The organism is Stenotrophomonas sp. DDT-1 (assembly GCF_001580555.1).
Classification (GTDB): Bacteria; Pseudomonadota; Gammaproteobacteria; order Xanthomonadales; family Xanthomonadaceae; genus Stenotrophomonas; species Stenotrophomonas sepilia.
In genome coordinates, this window is record NZ_LEKR01000046.1 from 1 (window position 1) to 12,617 (window position 12,617).

The following is a 12,617-nucleotide window of genomic DNA, read 5'->3' on the forward strand; positions in this document are numbered from 1 at the left end:
CGGCTGCGAACAGGCGGCCAGCAACAGGGCGGGAATCAGACAAGCCATCCGGCGCATACGCGCACTCCATCGAAACAGGGAGCCCGATGGTAGCGCCGCCACAGTGACGGCAACAAAAAGGGGACGGAGGGGATTAAGTCGTTAGTGGCACAAACGACTTAATCCCCTCCGTCCCCTTTTTCTGATCAGGCCTTCAGCAGTTCGAACTGCACGGCTTCGCCGGCGGCCGACGAGGCGCAGACCCACAGGTCGAACTGGCCCGGTTCGGCACGCAGCACGCCATCGCGGCCGGTGAACGCCAACTGCTCGCGGGTCAGGGTGAACACCACGTCGGTCGACTCGCCCGGCTGCAGTGCCACCTTGCGGAAGTCCTTCAGTTCGCGCACCGGACGCACGCGGCTGGCCACGCGGTCGTGGATGTACAGCTGCACGACTTCCTCGCCGGCCACATCACCGCTGTTGGTCAGCGTGGTGGTGATGGTCAGCGTGTCGTCCCAGCCGAGCTGTGCCGTACTCAGCTGCGGCACGCCGTAGGCGAAGGTGGTGTAGCCGATGCCGTGGCCGAATGGGTACAGCGGCTCGTTCGGAATCTCGCGCCAGCGGGCCTTGAACTCCGACATGGTCGGCAGTTCCGGTCGACCGGTACGCGGGTGGTTGTAGAAGTACGGCTGCTGGCCGGACACCTGCGGGAAGCTGACCGGCAGGCGACCGGACGGGCTGTAGTCGCCGAACAGCACATCGGCCACGGCATGGCCGGTCTGGGTGCCCAGGTACCAGGTCACCGCCACGGCCTGTGCATTGCGCACCGCGCCCTGCAGCGCCAGCGCGCGGCCATTGCGCAGCAGCACCACCAGCGGCTTGCCGGTCATCGCCACAGCCTCGGCCAGTGCCTGCTGTGCCGGCGGCAGGGTGATCTCCACACGCGACTGTGCTTCACCGCTGTAGCGTTGCGGTTCGCCCAGCGCCAGCACCACCACATCGGCGCGCAGCGCGGCAGCCACCGCCGCTTCGGTACCACCCGGAATGGCGGCTTCCAGTTCGCAGCCCGGCACGATTTCCAGCAGCGCTTCGTCGCCGATGGCGGCACGCACGCCGGTTTCCAGATCCACGTAACGCTGCTTGTCGCCGAACAGCGTCCAGCAGCCTTCGATGTTCTCGCGGTCCTGCACGAACGGGCCGATCAGCGCGATCTTCTGCCCGGTCTTCTGCAACGGCAGCACGTTGTCACGGTTGTTCAGCAGCACGATCGAACGCCGCGCGGCATCGCGCGACAGTTCATCATGCGCGGCGATATGCGAGGTATCCGCTTCGCGCGCCGGGTCCAGCGAACGGTACGGGTCGTCGAACAGGCCGATGGTTTCCTTCAGCCACAGGATGCGGCGCACGCCTTCATCCAGCACCGCCATCGGCACTTCGCCGCTCTCGACCAGGCCCGGCAGGTGCTCGGCGTAGAAGCCGCTCTGCATGCTCAGGTCCAGGCCGGCGGTGAACGCCTTGGCGGTGGCATCGCGGTCGTCGGCGGCGTAGCCGTGCGCGACCAGCTCCATGTCGGCGGTGTAATCGGAGATCACCACGCCCGGGAACTTCCACTCGCCGCGCAGGATATCGGTCAGCAGTTCGGCGTTGGCGCTGGCCGGCACGCCGTTGATGTCGTTGAACGAGGACATCACCGTAATCGCGCCGGCCTCGAAGGCGGCCTTGAACGGCGGCAGGTGCACATCGCGCAGGGTCTGCGGCGAGATGTCCACCATGTTGTATTCCATGCCGGCCATCACCGCGCCGTAGGCGGCGAAGTGCTTCGGCGTGGCCAGCAGCGAATCGGCGGCGCGCAGGTCGCTGCCCTGGAAGCCACGCACGCGGGCGGCGGCGAACGCACAACCCAGCACCACGTCCTCACCGGCGCCTTCGGCGCCACGGCCCCAGCGCTGGTCGCGGGCGATGTCCACGGCCGGGGCATAGGTCCAGTGCAGGCCGGCAGCGGTGGCTTCGATGGCGGTGGCGCGCGCGGTGCGCTCGGCCAGGTCCGGCTCGAAGCTGGCGGCCTCGCCCAGCGGGATCGGGAACACGGTACGCATGCCGTGGATGACGTCGGCGGCCAGGATCACCGGGATGCCCAGGCGGCTCTCCTCGGTGGCGACCTGCTGGATGCGGCGGCCCAACTCGGCGCCCACGCCATTGAACAGCGAGCCGACCTTGCCCTCGCGCACCTGCTGCAGCACCTGGTCGGCATTGCGCACGTTGGCTTCCGGGTTCACGTCCGGGGCGAACGGGCGGACCATGTCCGCGAAGACACCCAGCTGGCCGACCTTTTCCTCGACGGTCATCTGGGCAATGAGGGATTCGATGCGATCGGAGGCCACCGGCAGTCCTTGATGAAAACGTTTACAAGCCCGGCATTCTAGCGATCCCGAGCCATTTGGCGAGAGGTTTCTTCGTTCAGTTTCAGCCAACAGCGGGGCCCGTATGGTCCCGCCGGGGGCACCGCAGCTTACTCCCAGCTGGCCAACTGGCGCTGCCCGGCCATCAACATGGCGTCGCTGGAGGCCTGGAACACCCGCAAGCCGAACGCCGGCAGAATCGCCAGCAGGTGGTCGAAGATGTCCGACTGCACGGCCTCGTACTCGCTCCAGGCGGTGCTGCGGGTGAAGCAGTACAGCTCCAGCGGCAGGCCTTCGGTGGTGGGCTGCAGCTGCCGCACCAGCAGGGTCATGTCGGTATGGATGCCCGGATGGCTGCGCAGGTAACGCTCCACATAGGCACGGAAGGTACCCAGGTTGGTCACCCGGCGGCTGTTGACCTCGGCCACGCCCTGCTCGCGCAGGCGCCCGTTCCACTGCCCCAGTTCCTGCTCCTTTTCACGCAGGTAGTCACGCAGCAGCGCGAATTCGCCGAGGAAGGCCAGGTCGCCGTCGTCGAGGAAACCGACGCTGTGCTGGTCCAGGTACAGCGCGCGCTTGATCCGGCGGCCACCGGCCTCCTGCATGCCGCGCCAGTTCTTGAACGACTCGGTCACCAGCTTCTTGGTCGGGATGGTGGTGATGGTCTTGTCGAAGTTCTGCACGGTGATGGTGTGCAGCGCGATGTCGATGACGTCGCCGTCGGCGTTCTGGCTGGGCATCTCGATCCAGTCGCCGATGCGCACGCGGCCATCGCCACTGATCTGCACGCTGGCCACCAGCGACAGGATGGTGTCCTGGAAGATCAGCATCAGCACCGCCGTGGCCGCGCCGAGGCCGGTCACCAGCGGGCCCAGCTTCACCCCAAGCAGGGTGGCGACGATGGACAGGCCGGCGGCCACGAACACCACGATCTTGACCACCTGCAGGTAGCCCTTGATCGGCTTGTTGCGCGCATCGGGCTTGCGCTCGTACAGGCTGTTGGCCGCGTCCAGCGCATGCGAGAACGCCATCGACACCGTCAGTACGGCCCACACGATGCACAGCTTGATGATGACGTTGACCAGGCTGGGCGGCAGGTCGGGGATGAGGGTGATGCCCGAGGCGATCACCTGGCTGGGCACCACGTTGGACAGGCGCGAAATCACCCGCATCAAGTGGCTGCCGCGGCCGGACTCGGCACCTGGCAGGCGCTGCAACAGGCGCCGCAGGCCACGCAGCAGGATGCGCTTGGTCACCCAATTGGCCAGGCCAGCGGCGATCAGCAGCGCCGAGATCATCAACGCCAGGTAGGCGCCGGGATAGGGTTCCAGTGTGTTCTGCAGCCGTTCCAGCCACTGTACCGCCACCACCGCGTCCACCATCAGTTGTCTCCTGTCTGTTTCGTTGTTGCCAAGGTTGCCGGCAAGCGGCCGGCACTACCGGGGTTTCCGGCCAGCGGCCGGATTTACCGGGTCAGTCCCGCGAGCGTTCGATGATCACACCCACCGCGCGCGCGCCGCGCACCGCGCCGGGCTTGCTCAGCTTCAGGCGCAGCCACTTCACGTCGAATTCGTCCAGCACGATCTGCGCGCAGCGCTCGGCCAGCGTCTCGACCAGGCCGAACTCCGACTCGCGCACGAACTGCTCCAGGCGCTTGCTCACCGCCTTGTAGTTCAGGGTATGGGCGATGTCATCGGTGGCCGCGGGGCGACGGTTGTCGAAGCCCATTTCCAGGTCGAACACCAGGTCCTGGCGGATCCGTCGTTCCCAATCGTAGATACCGATCAGGGCGTCGATCGTCAGCCCTTCGATGAAAACCTTGTCCATTGCGCTTACCGGCACGAATACAGGAAGCCATGGTAACGGCACGGCGGTGAGCCTGCCCGGAACGGGCGGTGGGCGGCTGGCAGGGACGCGGCTCCAGAAAAGACAAAGGGCCCTGCTAGCGGGGCCCTTTGGTACTACCGTTTGTCCCCGGGGGGAGCTGAAATCCAGCCGCGAGTCCCGGTGGCGCAGGCACGCAGATTAGGCAAGGACCAGATCGCCGGTCAAGGCCAATTCCGACAGGGCAGGTCAGGTATTCGTCCGAGGCAAAACGCAGGAAATCAGCCGCGCGGACAACGACGTTCCCTGATGGTCGCCGCCGCCCACTCTCGCGAACATCGATCCCTCCTTCACCACCGCACATGACGATGGCTCCATACGATGTACTGCGGCGCGCGTTGTCAGCGGAGCGTCTGTCTACTTACGAGAGAATCGCATCGACCTGCAGCCCCGACGTCACAGCCGAATCCCTGTACCTGTGGAACATGCGGATGTGCAGTGCTCTGATGATGCCGGTCCATCTGTGCGAAGTGGTCACCCGCAACGCCGCTGCAGCGGTGCTCGCCAGGCAGCATGGTCCGCGTTGGCCTTGGAATGGTGCCTTCCGACGGAGGCTGCCAACCTCATCCAGTACTTCTCCGCGCACGGCACTGGAACAACTTGCCAGCCGCGTAACCGATACACCTGGGATCGTCGCCAACCTGCCGATGGTGTTCTGGCAGCAGCTCTTCACCTGTCGCTTCGACTCCACGCTTTGGATACCCGCGCTCAGCAGGGTTCTGCAGCATGCTCCCTCTGCTCATCCCAGTGCCGTCAGGAAAGCCATCCATGCGGATATCGGACGCATCCGTCACCTGCGCAACCGCATCGCCCACCACGAACCCATCCTGGATCGCGACATCGGCGCTGACCTCGCCGCGATCGGGCGGCTGATCCATGCGCGCTGCCCGCACACCCTGGGGTGGCTACAGCGCCATGAGCGGGCAACGACGGTATTGGCGGCGTCGCCATTGGCAGGGCGTCGGTAATACGTCCGCCGGGCGTGGCGCGGCGCTACCGGATCAGACCGCCGGCAGCGTCGCCATGTCCCAGCGCGGGGTCACATCCACCTTCGGCGGGCTGTGCTGGCCGGCCTGCAGGCGCAGCGCGCCGGCGAAGGCGATCATCGCGCCGTTGTCGGTGCACAGTGCAGGCCGCGGGAAGCAGGCGCGGCCGCCGAGGCGCTCGGCCATCTGCTGCAGGCGGGCGCGCAGGCGCTTGTTGGCACCTACACCGCCGGCTACCACGATCACGTTGGTCCCGGCCGCTTCCAGCGCGCGCTCGCACTTGATCGACAGGGTTTCGACCACCGCGTCCTCAAAGCCCCGGGCAATGTCGGCGCGGGTCTGCTCGCTCTGGTCGCTGTCGCGCCAGGCCATCAGGACCTGGGTCTTCAGGCCGGAGAAGCTGAAATCCAGCCCGGGGCGGTCGGTCATCGGGCGCGCGAAGCGGTACGCGCCCGGCGTGCCCTGCTCGGCCAGCCTGGCCAGCTGCGGCCCACCGGGGTACGGCAGGCCCATCAGCTTGGCAGTCTTGTCGAAGGCCTCGCCGGCCGCATCGTCCAGGGTCTCGCCCAGCAGGCGGTACTGGCCGATCGCATCCACCGCCACCAGCTGGGTATGGCCACCGGACACCAGCAGCGCCACGAACGGCGCTTCCGGCGGGTCGTCTTCCATCAGCGGCGCCAGCAGGTGGCCTTCCATATGGTGTACGCCGACGGCCGGTACCTCCAGCGCCCAGGCCAGCGACCGGGCCACACCGGCGCCGACCAGCAGCGCGCCGACCAGGCCGGGACCGGCCGTGTAGGCCACCCCGTCGATGTCGCCTACACCCAGACCGGCTTCGGCCAGGGTCTGGCGCACCAGCGGCAGCAGCTTGCGGACGTGGTCGCGGCTGGCCAGCTCGGGCACCACGCCACCGTATTCGGCGTGCAGGGCGATCTGGCTGTAGACCGCATGGGCGCGCAGGGCTGCGCTGCCGGCCAGGTCGGTGTCATACACCGCCACGCCGGTCTCATCACAGGAGGATTCGATGCCAAGGACTCGCATGCCTGCTATTATGACGCCCCTGCCGTCCCCTCGGGGAACGTGCAGATCTCACTGCTTTCGAACCGCCGGCCCGTATTCAGGGTTGGTCGCTTGCAGTTTGTCGATTCGCCGCTATAATGTGCGGCTCGCCGGGCGTGACCCGGTTCTACTGTGTCCCGGAGATTCCATGCCCAGCGTCAAAGTCCGCGAGAACGAGCCCTTCGAGTTTGCTCTTCGCCGCTTCAAGCGCACTTGCGAAAAGGCCGGTGTGCTGGCCGAAACCCGCAAGCGCGAGTTCTACGAAAAGCCGACCCAGGAGCGCAAGCGCAAGGCCGCCGCTGCTGTGAAGCGTCAGCTGCGCCGCTCGTCGCGCGACGTCACCAAGCGTCAGCGCCTGTACTGATCGGACGCATCTTCATTGCGGCGGGCCTGCCCGTCGCGATGGAGCCGAAGCCGGCACGCGCGAGCGTCGCCGGCTTTTTGCGTTTCCGGGTTCGGGCATCCGCCCCGCCCCACCTACCACCACGAGGTTCCTCATGAGCATGAAGCAGCAGCTCACCGAAGACATGAAGGCCGCCATGAAGGCGGGCGAGAAGCACAAGCTGGGCGTGATCCGCCTGATCAATGCCGCCATCAAGCAGCGCGAAGTGGACGAGCGCATCGAGCTGGATGACACCGCCGTGATCGCCGTGCTCGACAAGATGGTCAAGCAGCGCAAGGACTCGGTCAGCCAGTACGAAGCGGCCAACCGCGAAGACCTGGCCGAGATCGAGCGCGCCGAGATCGTGGTCATCGAAGCCTACCTGCCGGCCAAGATGGGCGAAGCCGAGATCGTGGCCGCCATCCAGGCCGCCATCGCCGAGACCGGCGCCTCCGGCCCGGCCGACATGGGCAAGCTGATGGGCGCACTGAAGCCCAAGCTCGCTGGCCAGGCCGACATGGGCCTGGTGTCCAAGCTGGTCAAGCAGCAGCTGGCGTAATCCGGCACACGGGGTCGGATCCCTTTCGCAACGCGAAAGGGCTCTGACCCCATTGATGCACCCGCTTCACCGCACCTTCGTTGGTCGCCTGCTACAACCACACCCATGGTTGAACCCGAGCCCAACGTTCCCGTGTCCCTGCACAAGTACCTCAAGCGCCTGCAGGACAGCTTTCCGATGGCGGTGGCCAAGCGCTTCATCGACGTCGACGTGCTGACCCAGGCCGCCTCCGTTTCTTTCTACGCCCTGCTGTCGATGGCACCGCTGCTGGTGCTGCTGCTGTGGTTGACCGCCTCGCTGTACCCACCGGCACAGCAGGCGCTGATCGACCAGATCAGCTCGGTGGCTGGCAGCAGCGCGGCTACGGTGGCCGAAACCGTCCTGAAGAACGCTGACAACCAGCCCGACGTCGGCTCGTTGGCAGGGCTGTGGAGCACGCTGCTGCTGTTCGTGGGCGCCACCGCCGTGTTCGCGCAGCTGCAGAACGCGCTCAACCTGATCTTCCGCACCAGTGGCGAGCGCCTGGAGGGCATCAAGGCCTGGCTGCGCAAGCGTGTGTTCTCGTTCGGCGTGGTGCTGGCCCTGGGCTTCCTGCTGATCCTGTCGATGACCGCCACCACGGTGCTGCAGGTGGCCTTCGCGCAACTGCCCTCGATCCTCCCCGCGCTGGGGTACGTCACGAGCCTGCTGCTGTATGCAGTCGGCTTCGCCTTCATGTACCACTACCTGCCCGACCGTCGCGTGGCGTGGCGCCAGGCCTTCATCGGCGGCGTCATCACCTCGGCACTGTTCGCACTGGGCCGCTACGGCATCGGCGTCTACATCGCCACCGTGGCCCCCGGCAGTGCCTACGGCTCGATGGGCGCGCTGGTGATCTCGCTGGTCTGGATCTATTACGCGACTGTGGTCTTCTTCGTTGGCGCGCTGATGACCGCGGTGATCGATGAGCGCCTGCGCGCGCGCCATCACCTGGCCGCCGCCGGCATCGATCCGGCAACCGCCAGCCAGGTGCCCGACAGGGGGTAAACTAGGCCGACCGCCCCGGTTCCGTCGCGTGGTCCTGTACCGCGCCCTGCCCTGTTGCCCATGGCCCGTATCCCCGACGCTTTCATCGACGACCTGCTGGCCCGCATCGACATCGTCGAGGTGGTGGGCAGCCGCGTGCCGTTGAAGCGCCAGGGCAAGGAATACGCCGCACGCTGCCCGTTTCATGACGAGCGCTCGGCCTCGTTCACGGTCTCGCCGACCAAGCAGTTCTATCACTGCTTCGGCTGCGGCGCGCACGGCACCGCGATCAGCTTCCTGATGAACTACGACCGCCTCGAGTTCCTCGACGCGGTGGATGAACTGGCCAAGCGCGCGGGCATGGACGTGCCGCGCAATGAGAACCCGCGCAGCCCCCAGCAGCAGGACGACAGCCGCGAGCTGTACTCGGCACTGGATGCCGCCGCCCGGTTCTTCCAGAAGAACCTGGAAAGCAGCGACAAGGCACGCAGTTACCTCGATGGCCGTGGCGTGGACGAAGAGAACCGCGCGCGCTTCCAGATCGGCTACGCGCCGGACGGCTACAGCGGCCTGCGCGACGCGCTCGGCAAGGACGAGCGCCGCATGAAGCTGCTCGACCGCGCCGGCCTTTTCTCGAAGAACGACCGCGGCCACGTCTACGACAAGTTCCGCGACCGGGTGATGTTCCCGATCTTCGACCGCCGTGGCCGGGTGATCGCCTTCGGTGGCCGCGTGTTCGAGAAGGACGACGGCCCCAAGTACCTCAACTCGCCCGAGACCGCGCTGTTCCACAAGGGCCGCGAACTGTATGGCCTGTGGCAGGTGCGCCAGGCCAACCAGAAGATCGAGCGGCTGATCGTGGTCGAGGGCTACATGGACGTGGTTTCGCTGTTCCAGTTCGGGGTGACCCAGGCGGTGGCCACGCTGGGCACCGCGACCACGCCGGACCACGCCGAGCTGCTGTTCCGCAACGCGCCGGACGTGTTCTTCTGCTTCGACGGCGACGCCGCCGGCCGCCGCGCCGGCTGGAAGGCCCTGGAGTCGGTGCTGCCGCGCATGAAGGATGGCCGCCAGGCCTTCTTCCTGTTCCTGCCCGATGGCGAGGACCCGGACACCATCGTGCGCAAGGAAGGCGCCGAGGCCTTCAACGAGCGCCTGAAGCAGGCCACGCCGCTGTCGCAGTTCTTCTTCGATGAACTGACCCGCGAGATCAACCTGGGCACGCTGGACGGCAAGGCACGCCTGGCCGAACGCGCCAAGCCGATGCTGGCGCAGATTCCCGACGGCGCCTTCGGCGACCTGATGAAGCAGCAGCTGGCGCAGCTGACCGGGCTCGGCGGCAACGCCCAGGCTGCACGCACGCCGATGCCGCAACGCCAGCCGCAGCGGACGATCCAGCCCGTGGCCAAGCGCAGCCTGGTGCGCGGCGCGATCGCCGTGCTGCTGCAGCAGCCGTCGCTGGCGCTGACGCTGGGCGGCAAGCACCACTTCCAGGGCCTGCGCCTGCCCGGCGTGGAACTGCTGCTGGAGCTGCTGGGGCTGGTCGAACAGCGCCCGGACATCAGCACCGGCGCCCTGCTGGAACACTTCGACGGCCGCGAGGAACAGGCCTCGCTGCATACATTGGCTGCACAGACGCTGCCCGGCACCGAAGCCAGCTGGACCCAGGAACTGCACGACGCAGTGGCCCAGCTGGAGAAACAGCTGCTGGTGCAACGTCTGGAGGAGTTGTTGGCAAAGCAGCGCCAGCAGGGCCTGGACGATACTGACAAATACGAACTGCGCGAGCTGCTCAAGGCCCGCGCCGGGCTGCGCCTGTAGCAGCAGAACGTTTCACGGAGAGGACCATGCTGCTGCGCCTGACCTGCCTGCTGTTGTTGTCGCTCTGCCTGCCACTGACGGCCCTGGCCGAAGACGCGCCCCTCAACGAAGTACGCCCCGGCCTGTATGCCGGTGGCCAACCCAGCGCCGCACAGCTGCAGGCCCTGGCCGCGCAGGGCGTGCGCACGGTGATCGACCTGCGCCAGCCTGGCGAGGACCGGGGCTTCGATGAAATCCACGCGGCCGAATCGCTGGGCCTGCGCTATGTGCGCATTCCGGTGGCCGGCGCCGAGGGCCTGGATGCGGCCAATGTGCGCGCCGTGCACCAGGCCCTGCAGCAGAGCCAGGGGCCGGTGCTGCTGCACTGCGCCTCCGGCAACCGCGCCGGTGCCGTGCTCGGCCTGGTCAATGCCCGCTATGAACATGCCAGCCCGGAGCAGGCGCTTCAGCTCGGCCAGCGCGCCGGCCTGAAGTCGCTGGAAGCCGCCACCCGCCAGCGCTTGGCCACACCGGTCACCTCGCCCTGAACCACCCTCCGCACCAAGGACTCTGCCCACCATGACCCGCTGGTGGTCGCGCCTGCGACCGGACAACTTCACCCTCGCCCTGCTGTGCACCGTCGGCCTGGCCTCGCTGCTGCCGATGAAGGGCGCCGCTGCCATCGTGCTCGACGATGTCACCACCGTCGCCATCGCCGCGCTGTTCTTCCTGCATGGCGCGCGCCTGCCGCGCGAGTCGATCATCGGCGGCATGCTGCACTGGCGGCTGCACCTGACCATCCTGGCCTGCACCTTCCTCCTGTTCCCGCTGCTGGGGCTGATGTTCAAGCCACTGTCGGGCTGGCTGCTGACTCCGGAGCTGTACCTGGGCGTGCTGTTCCTGTGCACCCTGCCGTCCACCGTGCAGTCGTCCATCGCGTTCACCTCGATGGCCCGCGGCAACGTGCCGGCAGCGGTGTGCAGCGCCTCGCTGTCGAGCATCCTCGGCGTGTTCCTGACCCCACTGCTGCTGACCGCGCTGGCCGGCACCTCCGGCGGCGTGCATGACCCACTGCACGCGATCGGCGGCATCATGCTGCAGCTGCTGGTGCCGTTCGTGGCCGGCCACCTGCTGCGGCCGTGGATTGCCGGCTGGGTGGAGAAGCAGCGCGCGCTGCTGCGCTACACCGACCAGGGCACGATCCTGCTGGTGGTGTATTCGGCGTTCGGCGAAGCGGTGACCGAAGGGTTGTGGAGCAAGACACCGCTGCTCTCGTTGCTGGCCGTGGCCGTGGTGGCTGCCGTGCTGCTCGGCATCGCCATGCCGCTGATCACCTTCATCGCCCGCCGGCTGCGCTTCAACCGCGAGGACGAGATCGCCATCGTGTTCTGCGGCTCGAAGAAGAGCCTGGCCACCGGCGTGCCGATCGCCAAGGTGCTGTTCGCCGGCGGCAGCCTCGGCGCGATCGTGCTGCCGGTGATGATCTACCACCAGATCCAGCTGATCGTCTGCGGTGTGATCGCGCAGCGGTATGCGAAGCGCGCGCCCTGACCCGATCTGGAGACATCCACGCATGGCGTGGATCTGTTGTAGAGCCGAGCCCACGCTCGGCTGCTCTTCCAACCACCCCTCAGCCGAGCATGGGCTCGGCTCTACAGGTGGCGCTTTACAACCAGGGCAGGATCCAGTGGTCGACCAGCAGGAAGGCGAACAGCGCCATCAGGTAGACGATGGAGTAGTAGAACATCTTCATCGAGAACAGCTCGTCCGGCGGGTTCAGCATGCGCCAGGCATACCAGAGGAACACCGCGTTGAGCACGATCGCACCGCCCAGGTAGAACGCACCACTCATGCCCACCAGGTACGGCAGCAGGCAGACCAGCGCCAGCACCACCGAATACACCATGATCTGCTTGCGGGTGTGCACCACGCCGTGGGTCACTGGCAGCATCGGGATCTCGGCCTTGGCATAGTCCTCGCGGCGGAAGATCGCCAGCGCCCAGAAGTGCGGCGGCGTCCAGATGAAGATGATCAGCACCAGCAGCGACGAGTACGCCCAGTCCGACGAGCCCTGCATGCCGGTGACCGCAGCCCAGCCCAGCATCGGCGGCATCGCGCCGGCCAGGCCGCCGATGACGATGTTCTGCGAGGTCGCGCGCTTGAGGTACACGGTGTAGATCACCGCATAACCGATCAGCGAGGCGAAGGTCAGCACCGCAGTGATCAGGTTCACCCACAGCACCAGGATGGTCATCGACAGCACGATCAGCACGCCGGCGAACACCAGCACCTGCCATGGCTTGACCTTGCCGACCACCAGCGGGCGCCACGACGTGCGTGCCATCTGCGCATCGATGTGCGCATCCAGCAACTGGTTGATCGCGGCGGCCGCCGAAGCGGCCAGCCAGATGCCGAGGAAGCCGAGCAGGCCGGCGCGCACCTGCTCCCAGCTGGGCACGCCCGGAATAGCCAGGACCATGCCGACCAGGGCAGTGAAGACAATGAGGGCGACGACCTTGGGCTTGGTCAGATCCCAGTACTGGCGGTAGTTGGAAAACATGGAA

General features: G+C 66.8%; 12 protein-coding genes. 7 read left to right on the forward strand and 5 right to left on the reverse strand.

Going from position 1 to position 12,617, the window contains the following annotated elements:
* Window positions 1-185 precede the first annotated feature (185 nt).
* The 3 genes from AB839_RS17580 to folB all read right to left on the reverse strand — a co-directional run bounded on the left by AB839_RS17580 (window position 186) and on the right by folB (window position 4,205).
* A complete protein-coding gene (locus AB839_RS17580) occupies window positions 186-2,360 on the reverse strand; it encodes a glycoside hydrolase family 3 N-terminal domain-containing protein (RefSeq protein ID WP_061480354.1) in 2,175 nt (724 codons plus the stop codon).
* Between the two features lie 128 nt (window positions 2,361-2,488).
* Entirely contained in the window at window positions 2,489-3,760 is a 1,272-nt protein-coding gene (locus AB839_RS17585) for a mechanosensitive ion channel domain-containing protein (protein ID WP_061480355.1), read from the reverse strand.
* A 91-nt stretch (window positions 3,761-3,851) separates the two neighbouring features.
* Window positions 3,852-4,205: a dihydroneopterin aldolase gene (gene folB / locus AB839_RS17590; RefSeq protein WP_005415016.1), complete on the reverse strand. Its 354-nt coding sequence runs from the start codon at window positions 4,203-4,205 to the stop codon at window positions 3,852-3,854.
* Window positions 4,206-4,564: 359 nt separating this feature from the next.
* On the opposite strand from folB, the gene AB839_RS21290 reads away from it, so the two are divergent.
* The gene (locus AB839_RS21290; protein ID WP_082783372.1) at window positions 4,565-5,230 is read left to right on the forward strand and encodes a hypothetical protein; all 666 of its coding nucleotides are present in this window, start codon (window positions 4,565-4,567) and stop codon (window positions 5,228-5,230) included.
* A gap of 33 nt (window positions 5,231-5,263) precedes the next feature.
* Here the strand turns inward: AB839_RS21290 and tsaD are convergent, their stop codons facing one another.
* Window positions 5,264-6,289, reverse strand: a complete 1,026-nt coding sequence (gene tsaD / locus AB839_RS17600) for a tRNA (adenosine(37)-N6)-threonylcarbamoyltransferase complex transferase subunit TsaD (RefSeq protein ID WP_049426946.1) — start codon at window positions 6,287-6,289, stop codon at window positions 5,264-5,266.
* A gap of 166 nt (window positions 6,290-6,455) precedes the next feature.
* Here tsaD and rpsU point away from each other — a divergent pair, with 166 nt between their 5' ends.
* The 6 genes from rpsU (at window position 6,456) to AB839_RS17630 (ending at window position 11,604) form a co-directional block, all read left to right on the forward strand.
* The gene (gene rpsU, locus AB839_RS17605) at window positions 6,456-6,671 is read left to right on the forward strand and encodes a 30S ribosomal protein S21 (RefSeq protein WP_002808376.1); all 216 of its coding nucleotides are present in this window, start codon (window positions 6,456-6,458) and stop codon (window positions 6,669-6,671) included.
* A 133-nt stretch (window positions 6,672-6,804) separates the two neighbouring features.
* Entirely contained in the window at window positions 6,805-7,248 is a 444-nt protein-coding gene (locus AB839_RS17610; RefSeq protein WP_005415013.1) for a GatB/YqeY domain-containing protein, read from the forward strand.
* 105 nt (window positions 7,249-7,353) lie between these two features.
* Window positions 7,354-8,274, forward strand: a complete 921-nt coding sequence (locus tag AB839_RS17615; RefSeq protein ID WP_005415012.1) for a YihY/virulence factor BrkB family protein — start codon at window positions 7,354-7,356, stop codon at window positions 8,272-8,274.
* Window positions 8,275-8,334: 60 nt separating this feature from the next.
* Window positions 8,335-10,074, forward strand: a complete 1,740-nt coding sequence (dnaG, locus tag AB839_RS17620) for a DNA primase (protein WP_061480357.1) — start codon at window positions 8,335-8,337, stop codon at window positions 10,072-10,074.
* Window positions 10,075-10,100: 26 nt separating this feature from the next.
* On the forward strand, window positions 10,101-10,601 hold the full coding sequence (locus AB839_RS17625; RefSeq protein WP_061480358.1) for a sulfur transferase domain-containing protein: 501 nt from the start codon (window positions 10,101-10,103) through the stop codon (window positions 10,599-10,601).
* A 31-nt stretch (window positions 10,602-10,632) separates the two neighbouring features.
* A complete protein-coding gene (locus AB839_RS17630) occupies window positions 10,633-11,604 on the forward strand; it encodes a bile acid:sodium symporter family protein (protein WP_019662218.1) in 972 nt (323 codons plus the stop codon).
* Between the two features lie 115 nt (window positions 11,605-11,719).
* Here the strand turns inward: AB839_RS17630 and cyoE are convergent, their stop codons facing one another.
* Window positions 11,720-12,613, reverse strand: coding sequence for a heme o synthase (gene cyoE, locus AB839_RS17635; protein WP_061480359.1), 894 nt, complete (start codon window positions 12,611-12,613; stop codon window positions 11,720-11,722).
* Between the last annotated feature and the right edge of the window lie 4 nt (window positions 12,614-12,617).

Coding starts and splice junctions, on each gene's coding strand:
- AB839_RS17585 (WP_061480355.1), bottom strand. CDS start 3,760: ATGGTGGACGCGGTGGTGGCGGTACAGTGGCTGGAACGGCTGCAGAAC.
- folB (WP_005415016.1), bottom strand. CDS start 4,205: ATGGACAAGGTTTTCATCGAAGGGCTGACGATCGACGCCCTGATCGGT.
- AB839_RS21290 (WP_082783372.1), top strand. CDS start 4,565: ATGACGATGGCTCCATACGATGTACTGCGGCGCGCGTTGTCAGCGGAG.
- tsaD (WP_049426946.1), bottom strand. CDS start 6,289: ATGCGAGTCCTTGGCATCGAATCCTCCTGTGATGAGACCGGCGTGGCG.
- rpsU (WP_002808376.1), top strand. CDS start 6,456: ATGCCCAGCGTCAAAGTCCGCGAGAACGAGCCCTTCGAGTTTGCTCTT.
- AB839_RS17610 (WP_005415013.1), top strand. CDS start 6,805: ATGAGCATGAAGCAGCAGCTCACCGAAGACATGAAGGCCGCCATGAAG.
- AB839_RS17615 (WP_005415012.1), top strand. CDS start 7,354: ATGGTTGAACCCGAGCCCAACGTTCCCGTGTCCCTGCACAAGTACCTC.
- dnaG (WP_061480357.1), top strand. CDS start 8,335: ATGGCCCGTATCCCCGACGCTTTCATCGACGACCTGCTGGCCCGCATC.
- AB839_RS17625 (WP_061480358.1), top strand. CDS start 10,101: ATGCTGCTGCGCCTGACCTGCCTGCTGTTGTTGTCGCTCTGCCTGCCA.
- AB839_RS17630 (WP_019662218.1), top strand. CDS start 10,633: ATGACCCGCTGGTGGTCGCGCCTGCGACCGGACAACTTCACCCTCGCC.
- cyoE (WP_061480359.1), bottom strand. CDS start 12,613: ATGTTTTCCAACTACCGCCAGTACTGGGATCTGACCAAGCCCAAGGTC.